The sequence below is a fragment of the candidate division WOR-3 bacterium genome, from assembly GCA_016867815.1.
Taxonomy (GTDB): domain Bacteria; phylum Hydrothermota; class Tepidihabitantia; order Tepidihabitantales; family Tepidihabitantaceae; genus UBA2258.
On the sequence record VGIR01000071.1, the window covers coordinates 1 to 15656 of the forward strand.

Consider the following 15656-nt stretch of genomic DNA (forward strand, 5'->3'; position numbering starts at 1 on the left):
CGATTCAGGCCTATCTCACGGCGGCGGTGATGAACTTGAAGTGCCTGGCGGCACTCCTTCTCATGCTCCTCAGTTGGTTCTTCAGGCCGAGGCCAACATCAGACCAGCCGATACCAGCATCGTCACCGATCTGAGGGTGGTTTCTCAACAGCCCCACAGTCCCCGGCCGCGGGGACGCGGCAGCAATCCGGTGCAGTCCCCATACCGGTGCAGGAAGCGGTCGGGCGGAATCCAACCGACCCGGTGAACAATGGGACCAAACGCAGTCTGCTTGTCGACGGTCGTGGATCCCCGCTGTCATTGGTCGTGAGCGGTGCCCAACGGCAGGGGTGAAGCTGCTTGGACCGACGCTGATCGCGCGGGTGATTCGTCGCCCCGGAGCGATGGTCCAACATCTGTGTGCCGATAGGGGATATGCCGGGAAGCTCGCCGCACAGGCACAGAAGCAGTGCCAATGTGTTCCGCATGTTCGCCAGAGCGGCGAGGAGATCCGCACTGCGCAGGACGGCCGCCGACATCCGGAGCGGCGCTGGGTGGTAGAACGAACCCGCTCAGGGCTGAACCGATTCCACCAACTCCCGGTACGCTTGGAAAAGCCGGCTGAGAGCCACGAGGCGCCACTGGAGTTTGCCTCTGCGCCTTTTCTCTTCCGTCCACGCCTCGCTATTCAAGGAGAAGTCCCAAGAGAGGCTGCTGCTGTCGCCGGTTGCCACGGCACCTGCGAAGTGCGGAATGAGGGCTAGCTGTCTTTCTCTCGTGGCCGCCGAATCCCCAGCCTCTTCATGCGGTATTCCAGCGTGGTCGGTTTGAGGCCGACCTGCTCGGCGGCGCCGCCTGCTCCTCGGATGCGCCAGCCGGACGCCTCCAGCGCGCGTGTGATACGGGCGCGCTCGGCTGCGTCGTCCACGGTCAGGTCTGCCGCGCCCGGCGCCACGTCCTTAACTTCTGCCTGAAGCGCGGTGCCGGATGACAGAATCATGGCCCGTTCGATGGTGTTGCGCAGGGCCCGGACATTCCCCGGCCAGGGGTTGCCGCACAGCGCCTCGAGGGTTGTCCTCGGAATCGTCTCGATGCGCTTGCCCATCTTCTCACCGAATTCACGGACGAACGTCCAGACCAGGAGCGGGATGTCCTCACGCCGCTCGCGGAGGGGCGGTACCGTTATCGGAAAGACATTCAACCGGTAGAACAAATCCTCACGGAACCTGCCGTTCCTGACCGCCTGTTCCAGGTTCCGATTGGTCGCGGCGATGACGCGGACGTCGGCTGTCAGAGTGTTGGTACTGCCGAGCCGTTCGAACTTGCCCTCCTGCAGCACCCGGAGTAGTTTGGCCTGTGCCTCGGGGGAGAGCTCGCCAACTTCGTCCAGGAAGATGGTCCCTCGGTCGGCAACTTCGAACCGGCCCGCCTGCCGCGTGGCCGCGCCCGTGTAGGCACCCTTCTCCCGGCCAAACAACTCGGCCTCGATGAGCGTGGCCGGCATGGCGGCGCAGTTGACGGTGACGAGCGGCCGGTCGCGGCGCTTGCTCAGGTTGTGGATGGAACGGGCAAGCAGTTCCTTGCCGGTGCCGGTCTCGCCGTAGATGACGACGGTCGAGTCGGTCGAGGCGACCTGCTCCGCCAGCGCCAGCGTCCGTTTGATGGCCTGGCTCTCGCCCACAATGTCACCGTGGACATGGCTGAGCTTCACCTCCTCGCGCAGTATGACGTTCTCGGCCTCGAGTTGCTCCTTCAGGGTTCTGATCTCGGCGAAAGCGGCCCGCAGGGCTTCCTCTGCCCGCTTGCGTTCGGTGATGTCGCGGACGATTCCAACGCCGTGCCACTTGTCGCCCAGCTTGATCGTAGAGAGAGAGAGTTCGGCCGCAATCTCGGTCCCGTCCTTCCGAATCGCGGCCAGCTCCACGGTCTTGTTGACCGCCCGGCCTTCGCCGGTCGCCGGGAACCGGCCGAACGCGGCGTGATGAGCAGCGCGGAACCGCTCGGGTGCGAAGAACTCGTGCAGCCGGCGGCCGAGGGCTTCGGTCGCGGCGTAGCCGAACGTCGCTTCGGCGGCCGGGTTCCAGAACGTCACGCATCCGGAATCATCCATCATGACGATGGCGTCACTCGCCGTATCGGTGATCGTACGCAGCTGCTGTTCGCTCTCGCGCAGCGCTCGTTCGGACGCCGCCAGCCGCTCCTCGGTCGCAACCTGGGCGAGGGCGTGTCTGACGACGGGCGCGAACAGCTCGATGAAGTCGGCCTGCTTGACGATGTAGTCGCGCGCGCCCAGCTTCATCATATCCACCGCCACGAGCTCGTCGCCGCTGCCGGTCATGACAATGAAGGGAACCTGTCGTCCCCGCGCCGCAAGTTCGGCGACGACCCGGCGAGCGACCATGTCGGGCAGGATTTGGTCGAGCACCAGCAGACAACTCGGGCTTTGCTCCGCCACGGCAATCGCGTCCGCGCCCGAGAGAACGCCGACGGCGTTCAAGCCCGCCTTTTCCAACCGCTCGCAGATCACCCGACCGAGGTCATGGTCACCTGACGCAACAATCACGCGCCGGTTCGAAGCTGGCGGTGAGGCGCCAGGCGCCAGGCGCGAATCGCGCTCCGGGTCAGGCGTGTCGTTCACAGTTCACCTCGCTCTGCTGTTCGCCCTGACTATGGGCGCAACACGGGAAGTGAAAATCGGATGCGCGCGAAAGGACTTCGGGTTCACGACCTCCCTCTCTCTTCCTGCTTCGTGTCGTACCCATCGCCTGCTCGTCACTTGCCGCAGCCGGTCGGTTTCAATATCCCTTCCCGCAAGGCGTGCAACCGGCCCGTAGGCGCGTTGCGCGCGTCGGTCCGGCCCGCGAGCCGGCGGCGTTTGGTCGGCTCGGTCGAGACGAGGCGGCCGCGAGCGCCCGTTCAAGGGTCACCCGCGACTCGCGCCTGCTTTGCACGCGAACCGCAGCCCGGCGCGGCAGGCCGGTACGCGCGAACGTCGGTCTCTCTCGTTGTTGAGGGAGACAGCGGCGAGTCTCGGGCAGAAGTCCAGCCCCGGGGACGCCGTACCGCTCAGTCTTCACGACAGCGCGCGGACGCACTGCGGATAATATAGTGTCGTGCGGGAACTTGTCAATGAGTCCCATCTACGTCGAGTCCATGCCGGGCTCAAACCCGGGCACACGTGAGGTGAAGGCTGGAATCAACCCTGTCTGCCTGGTCCCGGGTGCTTGGCCTTTCACTGTCGGTTTCGGAGGTCCACCCGCTCGCAGCCGTAGGCCTGAGGCCCAGGTTCCGAGCCAGAGCGAGAACTTGCGACCGACTCCAAACTCCAAAACCCAGGCTCCAAACTCCAAATCCAGACCTGCTGTCCGCGTCTCACCATTCACTGCGATTCCGTCCTCTCGCTACGTGATGGTATGGTCCACGTCACTAGACCCAGGGCGGCTAACTAGCCATTTCATATAGGTTTGTCTAGCTCCTGCCGGCAGACTCCTGCCGTCATCTTGCTCATCGCAGCATCAACAAAGGACGATGGCATGGAACCTGCATCACTATCAGTATGAGTTTGCCACGGGTTGCACATCCGAAAGAACTTGGTCTGCTGTCACACGGCCTCATCTCGACCTTCGCCGGCTGCGGGCTCGGTCTGAATCGTGGCAGCAGACCAAGCCGGAGTGGGTGCTCCGCGCATATCCCGCAGACTCATGATGACGGTAGAAAAGAAACTCATGATGACGGTAGATTGGGAGGTTGAACGATGAGCACGCATACTTGCGCAACGGATGTCTTGCCGGAAATCACCGAAGACGAGCTTCACCTGATGATTGCGGGCCGGCGTCTAGCAGCCCCGGCTGGCGCTATGAAAAAGGAAGAATCTGGCTTGGTTCGATCGCAGCTTTCAGGGATCGCGCCATCGGCCTGGGTAGGCGGGTTGTTGCCCGGAGCGATGGCGGGCGCGCGGCCTGCCCTGAAGGGCGCCCCAGTTGCCAGACCGGTCTCCTGGGCCGGCACACTGCCCGGGGCCATGGCTGGAAAGCGACCGGCGGCGCCGTCGTTCCACTGAGTATTGTGGACGCTGTTTCGGGAAAGGTGAAGTCTGAAGCCTGGATTGGAGGGAAAGGCATGAAATCCAATGACGACAATCTGTACGCTGCGACCGTAAGCCGAGCCTTCGGGTTCTGGTGGGGCCGCAAGTCAAAGACGGAGAGCAACGTTCGCGCCTCCGGACCGAGGAAGCGGCTCAACCGCCAGGCCCCAACGCAGAATCTGTGGGTACTTCCAGGCCCTCTTGAACTCCGGTGACCCTGCGATCTCGGTCCAGGCCGAAGAACCAGACCGCATTGCCGGCGGGACGAGACTGCCAATCACCGTGCAGAACAGCCGGCATCGGCCGATCGGAGCGGAATCCCATGTGCATACCGAGCAGCCGGATAGCGCCGCCCGGTCCTGATGGCAGCGAAAGAAGGCCGATACCTGGACCCGCAGCAGCAGACCGGGATGGAGCATTCTCCCGGGAAGCGAGGTCATGACCCCCTTTATGTAACGCGATCCTACCTGCCTCCTAACACCCATCCATCCCGCCGCCTGCCTCGGCGGCGGGGTGGTTTTCGGGACGCCGGACGCGTGCCTGCCCGGCGCGGGAGTCCGGGTGACGCGGGTAGATTCAGCCGGCCCCCCGGGAAGTGCCCGGCATCGGCCGGCGGGCGCAGGGAACGAGGCGGAAGCAGACCGACCGGTTTCGCGCGGCATTTGCTGCAGGACACCGACGGGCAGGTCCTTCTGTTCGGCGCCTGCATGCTCCTGGTGCTTCTAGCCTTCATACTGACGGTACCGAACGTGACCCATGCCACGACCGAGAAGGTGCGCGTGCAGACCGCGGCCGATGCCGGTGCTTTCACGGGTTCCATCTGGCTTGCCCGGGCGCTCAACCTGAACGCGAGCCTGAACGTCGGCATCAAGAGCGTGTACACGTGGATGACCGTGCTCACCGTGGGTGAAGCTCTGGCGCAGGCGCTCTACCGCGACTCTCTCGATCTGTCGGTAAGGCTGATGGGAGAACAGATGACGCTGGCGCTGTTCGGCAGCTCCGACCCGGTTGCCGTTTCCTCCCTCGAGTATCCCGGTTCGATCCGGAAGCTGGATACGACGGCCAATTGGCTCTCTGCTCTGCAGGACGACATTGTCGAAACCTTCCACGACCTGGCGGCTACGTTGGGGACAGAGGAGGCCTGCCGCAACGCCGGCGCGTATCCGCCGTCTCAGACCGGTGGCGGCCGGGTGATAACCCGGACCGACGACTCGCTGCCGCTGCTGGTGGCCGACGCCGCCGGCGACAGCCTGATTCACGCCGAACTCACGCAAATCGCGGCCGCACTGGACACCATCCCAACCCTCGACTCAAACATCGGTCCCGCCGTCGGGGTCGCCACGGTTGACCCCACTACCTGCAACATCAAGGCGAGTTACGGCGACAGCAGCAACTGGCGGGGGCTCAAACAGCTCCTTGTGGGTACGTTCCGCGTCATGCAGTGGTACGACCCCTCTGTCCAGGAACCGGTGCCGGGAGAAGCCCCTGAGTCTGCGTACAAGTTCTTCAATGAGGACGTGCCCGAGCAGTACCTGCGCTACTGCGGGTATTCGGTGAGCGGCCAACTCACCAAGAGGATTGACCCGGCGTGGAATTCCTGGTATGCCTATGGCCGGCAGGGGTACGCGACCCCCAAGCCGGGAGACACGGTGACGTTGCGCAGCCGACATTGGAAGCTCTACAACGACCCGACGTGGACCTCCGACACGGGCACCGCCCCCACCGAGACGATTCCGGACGCCCTTCCATACATTGACAGCGGATATGGTATCATCTGGTCCGGCCCCGACCTGGGCGGCATTGACTTCTACACCGGCGCCGAGTCGACCACCGGCTACCTGGGACCAAGAGTCCGGGTCCGCCGGGTCAATCCCGACCGCGAGTTCCATACCGTGTCCTATGTCTGGCGGCAGGGGGCTTCGACGGCGCCCCACGGCCTGGTCGCGCCGCTGGGCGGGCTGCTCTTTCCGCGGACCGAAGTCTCGGCCCCCAGCCCGGCGCTCACCGTAGCCCGGTCCGAACCCTATCTTGCCACGAGCGTTCCCACCGCATATGACTACTACTTCACTCCCGCCTGGGATGTCAGACTCACTCCGCTTGACTCGCTGGCCGTGGCGGAGATAACCAGCGACACGGCGTATGCCTTGCACAGCCGCGGCTGCTTTGACAACATGCAGGACCTGCGGGAGTGGGCGCTGCTGCCGTAGCGCACCGAGGCGGGCAACAAGGAGCGGGTTGCGGGAAGCAGGAGGCGAGAACACCGAGGCCGAAATCCGGGTTCTCATCTACAGAATGCCGATTCCTCACCTTGCACGCCCGCAGCATCTCGCTCAGCGCTCGTGTCTAGAGAAACCCCGCGAACGCTGTCGAGCGAAAACAGACGGGGGCCGCGGCAGATGCCGGCGGTCATCCTCCAGGAGGGGAGGCACGAGGATCGACCCAGCGGTCGTCGCTCCGGGTGTGCTCGTCCACCGGCAGCACGAAGTCGTCCCTGCGGGAACCGTCCGGCCGTCCGGAGACCCTGGAATCGGTGCTTTCCGGTCCCGGAACCCGATACTGCGTCACCGAGAGGAGAATGCCTGAGCCGGTTGTCGCTGCCCGGGTTCCCTCGGGTGCATGCGGCACAGCGCCCGGCGTGGGCGGCGGAGGCAAAGTCCCGGGTCGCTCTCGTCACCGGCAGTGCGACTTGACAAACGCGAAGACCGGCGCTAGAGTGTCTCGCTTGAGCCTGAAGCGAACGGTGGAACCGGATGGAACCGGCCCGGCGGCGACACACCTTGCGGCCGAGGAATCAGCCGGAGCCCGCTCGCGACGCGGCTGTCCCGGCCGGCGGGAACCTCTGCTCCGGGCCGCTGGTTCGGAGAGAGGTAGACCTGCACGCCGCATTACACCATGCACGATACACTATTCCCCGGGTCGGCGCGGGGTCAGGAGGCAATCATGCCCGAACGAACCATGAGAGTACTGCTGGTAGAAGACAACCCGGGGCTGCTTGACACTCTGGCCGACATCATGTGGACCGCGGACATCCATGCCGACAAGGCGCTCGACGCGCCGGCCGCGTTCGGCCTGCTGGCCATGCATCGCTACGATGTCGCCGTCGTGGACATGGTCCTGCCCGGGCTGAGCGGCGTCGAGGTAATCGTGAGACTCAAGGCTTCCGCGCCCGGCACGCGCATCGTCGTGTGCACGGCTTTCTACAACAGCGACCTGCTGGCCGAGGCACAGGCGCTCGGTATCGACGCTACCATCCACAAGCCGACAGACCCGATAGAACTCCTCGCTCTCGTCAAGAAGCTGGCCGCGCTTCCCCCGGGCGAGAAACTCTAGGCTCCAGGCACCGGACTCCCAAGCCGCTCAAAACAGGGACACTTCCCTATTTTCTTGACACCCAACGGCTGGGAGGTATGCTCGTGGCATGTCCAGGATAGCTCGAGTTGTGGCGGTCGGATTGCCGCACCATGTCACACAGCGGGGGAACAACCGCAGCCAGGTGTTCTTTGATGATGACGACCGACGGTTCTACCTCTGGACGCTGGCCCAGTACAGGAGAAAGTACGGGGTGGACATCTGGGGCTACTGCCTGATGGAGAACCATGTGCATGCTTTGGCGGTACCGCACGAGCCTGAGTCGCTAGCCCGCTGCTTTGCCGGCACAAACCTGGTTTACACGCAGCATGTCAACCGGAAGCAGCACCGGAGCGGCAGGCTCTGGCAGAACCGGTTCTACTCCTGCCCGGTAAGCAAAGACGAGTACCTCTGGGCCGTCCTGAGATACATCGACCGGAACCCGGTCCGCACGCAGACCGAGCGACTGGCCTGGGAGTACCGGTGGTCGAGCGCCCGACACCACGTCACCGGTGAAGCCGACCCGCTGCTGAACGAGCCTGACTGGCTATCAGAGGAACTGCAGCAACGGAAGTACCGCAGCTACCTGCGAGACGAGCCGGAAGAGACTACCGAAGAGATCCGGCGCACGACCATGACCGGCCGGCCCCTCGGAGGTAATGCCTTCCTCTCATCGCTGGAATCGAGTCTCGACCGCGTGCTGGGCGTCCAGAAGCGGGGCAGACCCCGCAAGGACGACGGAAAATAGGGAAGTGTCCCTAATAATGGCGGATGGGCATCGTCACGCGTCGCTCGTAGCCTGCTCGCCAGCCGCCGGCAGCGTGACGGTGAAGGTCGTGCCTTTGCCGACCTCGGACGCGACCGAGATCGAGCCCTGGTTGATTTCCACGAATGCCCGGCAGATGGCGAGTCCCAGACCCACGCCCACGGCCTTGGTCGTGAACAGCGGCTCGAACAGCCGACCCAGGTTCTGGGGCGGGATGCCGCAGCCGGTATCGCTGACCGTGACAACGACGTCTGCGCCCGCGGCCCTGGCTCCGATCCGGATGGTGCCGCTGCACGACATCGCCTGGACCGCATTGGTCAGGAGGTTACGGAACACGGCTGTCATCTGCCGTTCGTCGGCCACGAACCGTGGCAGGGAGTTCGGCAGTTCGAGGCTGACCTTCACCGCCGACGGTGGCGCGGCCTCGCTCAATGCCCGGTCGAGAACCGACGGCAGCGAGCACAACCCCGGCTCGGCCCGCTGCTGCCAGGTGAAGTCGAGAATCATGGTTATGGCCTGGTTCGCGCGTGCGATGTGCTCGTCGATGGCCCGCAGGTACTCCAGAGGTTTGCCTTCCAGCTTGCCGGCCACGGTCTGCTGCAGGAGGAACGACGCGTTGCGGATGACGCCGAGCGGGTTGCGCAACTCGTGGGCGACGCTCCCCGCCACCCGGCCCAGGGTGGCCAGCTTCTCCTGTCTTACCAATGACGCGTGCGCAGCCCTCAGCTCCTGCGTCCGCTGTGCGACCAGCCGCTCCAGGTCGTCGCGGTGGGCTTCGAGCTCGCGACCGGACCGGTAGAGTGCAGCCTCGACCTTCTTGCGCTCGGTCGTGTCAATCTGAATCCCTTTCAAACCGACCACCTGGTCGTTCTCGACAATCGGCGCCACGCTATGGTGAATCCACTTCACGGTTCCGTCCGCGAGTACGATGCGCGTCTCGGACGTCCGGGTACTTCTGCTCTTGACAACCTCTGCATACTCATTCTCCAGAACCTGCAGGTCGTCAGGATGAACCAGGGACTGGAAAGCCTCGAAACTCGGCACAATCTCGCCCGGCTTGAGTCCGTAGAGAGCGAAGCAATTGTCAGACCAATACGCTTTGTTGCCGGCGAACTCCAGTTTCCAACTGCACATGTCGGCCAGCCTCTGAGAATCGACAAGGAACTCCTCGCTCTCCTTCAGCGCCCGCTCGGCCTGCTTGCGCTCGGTGGAGTCCATGCCGGCACTGAGCGTGCCCTCAGGCAGCCCGTCCTTGCCGCGGAGCACCACGTTGTGCCAGTCGACGAGGCGCTCCTGACCGGACTTGGTGAGTACCTCATTCGTGTAGCGCTCGAACGGCACAACGGTTCCGGCCATGAGTTGGTCGAACACTTCTTTCACCTCGTTGCGGACGTGCTCCGGAATACAGGTATCGAACCAGTCGCGGCCGAGCATCTCTTCTTCCCGATAGCCAAGGACTTCACAAGCCTTCCGATTCACAAGGGTGATCCGCCCGGTCCGGTCCAGCGCCACGACAATCGAGCCGACGATGTCGAGGTAGGTCTGTGCCCGGTCGTGTTCAGCCTGCAACGCCATCTCGGCCCGCTTGCGCTCGGTGATATCGGCAACGATGTGGATGGCGCCGGCAAACCGACCCTCCCGGTCAAGGAGCGGGTCGGCGGTGACCTGCAGGTACCGGTCACCCAGCGTCATTTCCGCTGTCTCACGACGGCCGGACTCCCGTGCGCGCAGCACCGGACACCCATCAATCGGCGCGGACCGTCCGTGGACGGCCTTGCAGCATGACTCCCCGCGCAGTTCCTCCGCGGACTTGCCCAGCAGCGTTGACGTCGCACCGTTGCAGCGCTCGATTCGGTTCTCGGTATCCAGCAGGCAAACCGCGTCGCCGATGCCCTCAAACGTAGTCTGCCAATGGGCTGCAGCATCGCGCAGCGCCTGTTCGGCCAGCTTGCGCTCGGTGATATCGCGACAGATGCCGCCGGCCGCCCAGACCTTGCCGTTGCGCCACAGAGGATAGAGCGTGTCCAGACGCCACTGCACTCCATCGCCTGCCGCCATGGGATGCTCGAAGGTGACGCTCCGTCCGGTGGCAAACACCTGCTCCAGGTTCCGCGCGTACGTTTCTGCCGTCACCGGCTCATGCAGATCCTCGATGCGGAGCATCACGACGGCCTTCATCCCGGGCGGGAGCGACACGTGCCCGTTGCTGACCAGGTAACGGCCCTCGCGGTCGAGGATGTAGATGTGGTCGCTCGAGGATTCCACCAGCGCCCGATAGCGCGCTTCGTTCTCTCGCAGTTCCCTCTCCGCCAGCCTGCGCCCCCAGACGTCCCTCTCCCGTTCCACGGCGAACCGTTGGTTCACCATCAGCAGCAGGCCGAAGGCCAGCGCCACGAAGAGCATCTGATAGGCTACGAGCGCAAGGTTGTCGTACAAACCGGACCGGAAGAAGTCCTGCCCGGGCGGGACGTACAGCTCGGCAACCACCCGCAGCACGCTCACCACAACCAACGCGAGGAACAGCATACCCGTCAGGCGAGTCGAGGAGCGATAATCCGCGGGCGCCCGGAGCAGGAAGAGCCAGGCCGCCTGGCCCATGTAGATGACAAGGCCTGCCGAGAGATTGGTGTTGCGCGCGAAAAGGCTGGGCGTTACGAAGGTGAACCAGGCCTGAACGAGGAACAGCAGCGCGAGCAAGCCCCAGTTCACCCAGAGACGCAATGCACTGGGGTTCCTGCCGACATATTGCTCGGAACCAAGCAGCAGCAGCAGCGCACCGGCCAGAAACAACGGTACCCCGAAGAGGATGGAAACCGGGGCCGGTATGACCAAACGCAGCGCTACCATCAGGGTGCCGGCGAAGTGCAGTCCGTATCCGGCCAGCCAGAAGACGTAGGCTCCGGAGCGACGGCGGTAGCGCGTCCACAGCGACCGCATGACAACGACGCCTATGGCGGTGGTGAGCAGGTCGCCGAACAGGATGGTTCTTGTGTCGAGGAGGTTCACGGCGACGGGTGGCGGGTGACGAGTTGCGGGTTACGGGGGATGAGTTGCGGGTTGCGGGATACGGGAGGTGGGCTCTCGACTCCGGCGACTGGAGTCGACCGGCGTCGCTCGGGGTCGAGGGGAGTCGCCACTGTACTACCTGTCACTCGCAACTCGCAACACGTAACTCGACAGCCGCACCTACTCCTCGTGGTTGAGCTTCGGTACCTCCACCACCAGCAGGAACAACCCGAGTCGGCGGATGGCCTCGACGAATTGATCGTATCCCAGCGGCTTGGTCACATAGCTGGAGCAGCCCAGCTCGTGGCAGTGCGCGATTTCCCGCGGGTCGTCGGTGGTCGTGACGACAATGACCGGCATCCGCTTCAGTGCCGGGTCGGCCTTCACCTGCCGCAGGACTTCCGTGCCGTCGACCTTGGGCATGCGGATGTCCAGGAGCAGGAGGTACGATGTGTCCGGCTCGCGTCTGCGGCCGGTCCCGCGCCGAAGCAGGAAGTCCAGCACTTCCCGGCCGTTCGGGAACACCAGCTGCTCGTTGCTGATTCCGGCCCGCTTCAGGTTGCTTTGGATCAGCAGTACATGCGCCTCATCGTCTTCGGCAATCAGTATGACTACTTCTTTCTTCATCCATAGCTCCTATTCTCGGTCAGTCTCGAGTTGCGGGTGACGAGTTTCGAGTCCGTCCCGCAACCTGGCACTCGTAACCCGCAACCCGCAACACACCAGTTTCGCGTTGCGAGTGACGGGTTTCGAGTTCATCCCGGGACTCGTGACTCGCAACCAGTGACTCGTAACTCGCAACTCGCAACTCATCGCTTGCCCGCCGCCGGCAGTTCTATGTAGAACCTGCTCCCCCTACCCGGCTCGGACTCCACCCAGGCTCTCCCACGCATCCTGGCCAGGTTCTTTCCGACGATGGTAAGGCCCAGTCCCTCACCCGTGCCCTGCTTCGGCTCCACCTGGTAAAACGGCTCGAAGACGTGCCGCACGCAATCGCCGTCGACGCCGAGGCCGTTGTCCTCGACGCAGTAGACCGCCCGTTTGCCGTCCAGCTTTCCCGATACGGTAAGGACCAGCGGCCGGTCCGGGCTGCGGTACTTGATGGCGTTGTCTACCAGGTTCGCGACTACCTGGCTGACCAGCGTGGGGTCGCCCATGCAGCGCGGCAGGTCGGACACGTCTATGATGGCGCCGGCCTCCCGGACGGCAAATTCGAAGCTGCGCAGGACGCTGTCGACAATGGCGCCCATATCCACCACCTCGATCTTGACGGTGGTTCGACCCAATCGGGAGAGCTTGAGCAGCCCGGCCAGGAGCGCGTCCATTCTCGCCGCCCCGGCCTCGATGTACTTGAGCTCCTGCGGAATGTCCTGCTCAATCACCGCCGCCAGCCGCTCACGTTCCTTCGGAGCAGATTCCGTCAGTTTCAGCTCGGCAGCCAGGTCCTCAAGCGATTTGCGCAACTCCCCGGCAAAACCTCTCACCGTCACAAGCGGCGCCCGCAGGTCGTGGGATGCGGCGTAGATCAACTGCTCAAGTTCCGCTGCCTTGGCGGCGAGTTCCCGGTTCAACCGCTCCTCCTCAGCCTCGGCCTCTTTGCGTTCGCTGATGTCGCGGTGCACCGAGAGCCACACCTCGCCGAAATCGGGGTGCTTGTAGGTCGAAACTACCGCCTCGCACCAGAAGGGTGTCCCATCCTTCTTGACGTTCCTGACTTCTCCTCGCCACGTTCCGGATCGATTCAGCTCGGCGATGATTTTCGCGGCGGTTTCGCCGGGCGACTCGCTGTCGGGAGCGTTCACCACCGACACGTTCCTACCGACCAGTTCGCCCGGCACGTACCCGAACATCGCGTCGAACCTGGCATTGGTTTGCACGATCGTGCCGTCGGCCGCCCGGATGAGATACACGCCCTCGCTGGTATGCTCGAACACCGTGGAGAAGAAGCGCATTCGCTCCTCGGCCCGCTTGCGTTCGGTGACGTCCTCGTAGACGGCTACGATTTCGCCGGTCGGCAGCTTGTACACGTAGTTCTCACGCCAGCCGGCAATGCGGTCGTCCCTGTAGAGCGAGATCGGGTGGTGCTCGGGCTTCCCGGTCTTCCACACGCGCTGGAACACGTCGAACAAGCCGAGCTCCTTTACGCCGGGGAAGACCTCGGCCACGCTGCGGCCGATAATGTCCTTGCGCTTCACCTTCTCGGTCTGCTCGGCTGCAGGGTTGAAATCCTTGATGACGAAAGTCTGCCCATCTTCGCGTCCCTCGTAGATCGCCACACACGTGCCGATGCTATCAAACAGCTCGTGGAATCGGCTCTCACTCTCATGCCGCAGCTCCTCGGCCCGCCTGCGTTTGGTGATGTCGAGCAAAGTGGTTAACACAACCTGCCTGCCCTCGCGTTCGGCCGGCCACGCGTTCATCAGGCACGTGATGATCGAGCCGCCTTTGTGCTTGAGCGGCACTTCGCGGTCCACTACTTTGCCGTCCCGGCGCAGCGCGGCAAGCACGGCTTCCCGTCCTCCCGGGTCGGCGTACAGTGTGGCGACGTTGAGCCTACTCAGTTCATCGCTGGAGTAACCGAGCAGCGTGCCGAGGAGTCGGTTCGCATCCACTATCTCGCCTTCATACGTGGCGGTGGCAATTGCGGCCGGCGCCTCGTTGAAGAGGAAGCGATACCGGTTTTCGCTGTCAGCCAGGCGGCGCAACACCGGGTCGGTGGCGCGGAAGAAGAGGAAACTGCCGAAGAGGAGAAGGACCAGAGCAACCAGGCCGGCGAGGAGGCCGGCCTGCACGAACGGGGCGCGGACCTCGTCCAGGTCTATCTTCGCCACCGCGCCCCAGCCGTACACCTGCACGGGCTCGTACGCGGCCACTACCCTGGCTCCGCGATAGTCAAGGCCAACCATCGTCCCCGACAAACCGGAAAGAGCGTGCTGCATCGGTGTGCTGATTGCTCGGTCCCAGGCTCTCGCCTTCGGCAGGCCCGCGCCAGGACCCCGGTGACTGAGCAGGTAGTGGACGCTGTCGCCGATGCGTTCGGCAATCTTGAACTCGCCGGTTCGGCTCGCGCGCCCGTACAAGGCGTGCGCTCCGGCGAGTTGTTTCAGGACCGCCTGCCTTGACGCGCCGCGTCCGGTCGATGCGGGCAGGAGGTCGCCGCCTCCTTCCTCGTGGGCCGCAATCTGTTCGATGAGGCGAGCCTGACTCTGAACGTACTCCCGCAGCCGACTGCGAGTCTGGTTCAGCGAGGCGCTGTACAGGATGACAATTGCCAAGAGCGTGGACGCGGCCGTGGTCACGGCCAGTATGGCTACCAGCAGAACGACGTGGCCCTTGCCGGGCCCACGACGTAGGGATGGGCTGGTTCGGACCGGGCCAGTCTCTACCGGCGCCTCAGGACGGTCGAGGCCGGCGCTCGAGTCCGACGCGGGCGAACCGCGTCGTCCAGACATAGCGAGAAGATACACCCGCACGCCGGCCAGTCAAGAGGAGCGAGAAGCGTGAATGGCGAGGCGAGAAGCGCACGAGGAGCGCGAGGTGCGGCGGGCAGGCGGGCAGGGTCAGTCAGACCCGAGGAAAGTCTCGACTGCCGATACGAACTCGCGGGCCTGGTCTATCATGTCTCCGGCCGCGGCCTCGTCGACGTCCATCTCGTAGCTGTAGTCGCCGAGAATCCGCTTGTCGAATGCGTTCAGCAGCCAACGGTGGAGCTTCGGGTCGAGCAAACCAGGTTTCGCCAGATACTCACCGAAGGCCGCGTGAACGCCCGAGTGCTTGCGAAACTGCTGGTCCCTCTCGGCCAGAGCCGCCTCGGCGGCGTAGAACATGGCATAGTAGGCGCGGCCGGCGGCAAAGTCCGGCGCGCCGTCGCGCAGCAACAACCCGGCCGCCCGCAGGGCGCGTCCTGCCTTCACAAGCAGCTTCCTCGTCTCCGGTTTCACGCCGCGATTCCTTCCTTACGGACGTTCTTGACGAAGAAGTCGGTACCCTGGGTCCACGCGCGCCGGCTCAGGAAGACCCGGCTCAGGCTCAGTCCGTGCCGCAGCGAGAGCTCGGAAGCAAGCGACCCGGTGTGGTCCACTTCGCCGGGGTAGTCGGTCACGTCGTCCAGCACTATGAGCACGTCGAGGTCGGACCCCGGTTCGGCCTCGCCACGAGCGTACGAGCCGAACAGGTAGAGGCCGCCGAGCCGGTCTCCATAGAGAGACTCAAGTCCCAACCTGAACTCGGCCAGAATCGTCCGAACTTCGGCGGGAGTCCGGACTGTTGAGTTCACTGTGCTCATCGGCTCAGCATAGCAGGACGGCGGATGATGTCAAGAAGATAGAGAAATAAACAGGGACACTGAGCTTGTCTAAAAACCAGCTGATTCGTGCCTTTTGACGCATCCTTCGGTGTCTGACAACGTCTAATAGTTAGTGCGGTTTCCCCTGACAATCTGGTCTTCGGATGAAAGGAGTCACTGACTCATGC

Annotated in this window: 10 protein-coding genes; 4 read left to right on the plus strand and 6 right to left on the minus strand. The window is 63.9% G+C overall.

Annotation, left to right across the window (positions count from 1 at the left end; translation table 11 throughout):
* Nucleotides 1–329 precede the first annotated feature (329 nt).
* The gene (locus tag FJY68_10535; GenBank protein MBM3332263.1) at nucleotides 330–743 is read left to right on the plus strand and encodes a transposase; all 414 of its coding nucleotides are present in this window, start codon (nucleotides 330–332) and stop codon (nucleotides 741–743) included.
* On the opposite strand, the gene FJY68_10540 is transcribed toward FJY68_10535, so the two are convergent.
* Complete coding sequence (locus FJY68_10540) at nucleotides 740–2617, minus strand: PAS domain S-box protein (protein MBM3332264.1); 1878 nt, start codon at nucleotides 2615–2617, stop codon at nucleotides 740–742. The genes FJY68_10535 and FJY68_10540 overlap by 4 nt on opposite strands.
* A gap of 1808 nt (nucleotides 2618–4425) precedes the next feature.
* On the opposite strand from FJY68_10540, the gene FJY68_10545 reads away from it, so the two are divergent.
* From FJY68_10545 to FJY68_10555, 3 genes are all read left to right on the plus strand, one after another.
* Entirely contained in the window at nucleotides 4426–6270 is a 1845-nt protein-coding gene (locus tag FJY68_10545; GenBank protein MBM3332265.1) for a hypothetical protein, read from the plus strand.
* A gap of 685 nt (nucleotides 6271–6955) precedes the next feature.
* Nucleotides 6956–7393: a response regulator gene (locus tag FJY68_10550; protein MBM3332266.1), complete on the plus strand. Its 438-nt coding sequence runs from the start codon at nucleotides 6956–6958 to the stop codon at nucleotides 7391–7393.
* Nucleotides 7394–7481: 88 nt separating this feature from the next.
* Nucleotides 7482–8159 (plus strand): transposase, encoded by a 678-nt coding sequence (locus FJY68_10555; protein MBM3332267.1) that lies wholly within the window; start codon nucleotides 7482–7484, stop codon nucleotides 8157–8159.
* Between the two features lie 33 nt (nucleotides 8160–8192).
* Here FJY68_10555 and FJY68_10560 read toward each other — a convergent pair whose 3' ends face one another.
* The 5 genes from FJY68_10560 to FJY68_10580 all read right to left on the minus strand — a co-directional run bounded on the left by FJY68_10560 (nucleotide 8193) and on the right by FJY68_10580 (nucleotide 15468).
* On the minus strand, nucleotides 8193–11183 hold the full coding sequence (locus FJY68_10560; protein ID MBM3332268.1) for a PAS domain S-box protein: 2991 nt from the start codon (nucleotides 11181–11183) through the stop codon (nucleotides 8193–8195).
* A gap of 180 nt (nucleotides 11184–11363) precedes the next feature.
* Nucleotides 11364–11810: a response regulator gene (locus FJY68_10565; GenBank protein MBM3332269.1), complete on the minus strand. Its 447-nt coding sequence runs from the start codon at nucleotides 11808–11810 to the stop codon at nucleotides 11364–11366.
* A gap of 182 nt (nucleotides 11811–11992) precedes the next feature.
* Entirely contained in the window at nucleotides 11993–14635 is a 2643-nt protein-coding gene (locus FJY68_10570; GenBank protein MBM3332270.1) for a PAS domain S-box protein, read from the minus strand.
* A 108-nt stretch (nucleotides 14636–14743) separates the two neighbouring features.
* Complete coding sequence (locus FJY68_10575; protein ID MBM3332271.1) at nucleotides 14744–15124, minus strand: HEPN domain-containing protein; 381 nt, start codon at nucleotides 15122–15124, stop codon at nucleotides 14744–14746.
* The gene (locus FJY68_10580) at nucleotides 15121–15468 is read right to left on the minus strand and encodes a nucleotidyltransferase domain-containing protein (protein ID MBM3332272.1); all 348 of its coding nucleotides are present in this window, start codon (nucleotides 15466–15468) and stop codon (nucleotides 15121–15123) included. Before FJY68_10580 ends, FJY68_10575 begins: the two co-directional genes overlap by 4 nt.
* Nucleotides 15469–15656 lie beyond the last annotated feature (188 nt).

Excerpts from the sequence above, each read along its gene's own strand:
- FJY68_10550 (MBM3332266.1), top strand. The coding sequence starts at position 6,956 with ATGCACGATACACTATTCCCCGGGTCGGCGCGGGGTCAGGAGGCAATC.
- FJY68_10555 (MBM3332267.1), top strand. The coding sequence starts at position 7,482 with ATGTCCAGGATAGCTCGAGTTGTGGCGGTCGGATTGCCGCACCATGTC.
- FJY68_10570 (MBM3332270.1), bottom strand. The coding sequence starts at position 14,635 with ATGTCTGGACGACGCGGTTCGCCCGCGTCGGACTCGAGCGCCGGCCTC.
- FJY68_10545 (MBM3332265.1), top strand. The coding sequence starts at position 4,426 with ATGGCAGCGAAAGAAGGCCGATACCTGGACCCGCAGCAGCAGACCGGG.
- FJY68_10580 (MBM3332272.1), bottom strand. The coding sequence starts at position 15,468 with ATGAGCACAGTGAACTCAACAGTCCGGACTCCCGCCGAAGTTCGGACG.
- FJY68_10565 (MBM3332269.1), bottom strand. The coding sequence starts at position 11,810 with ATGAAGAAAGAAGTAGTCATACTGATTGCCGAAGACGATGAGGCGCAT.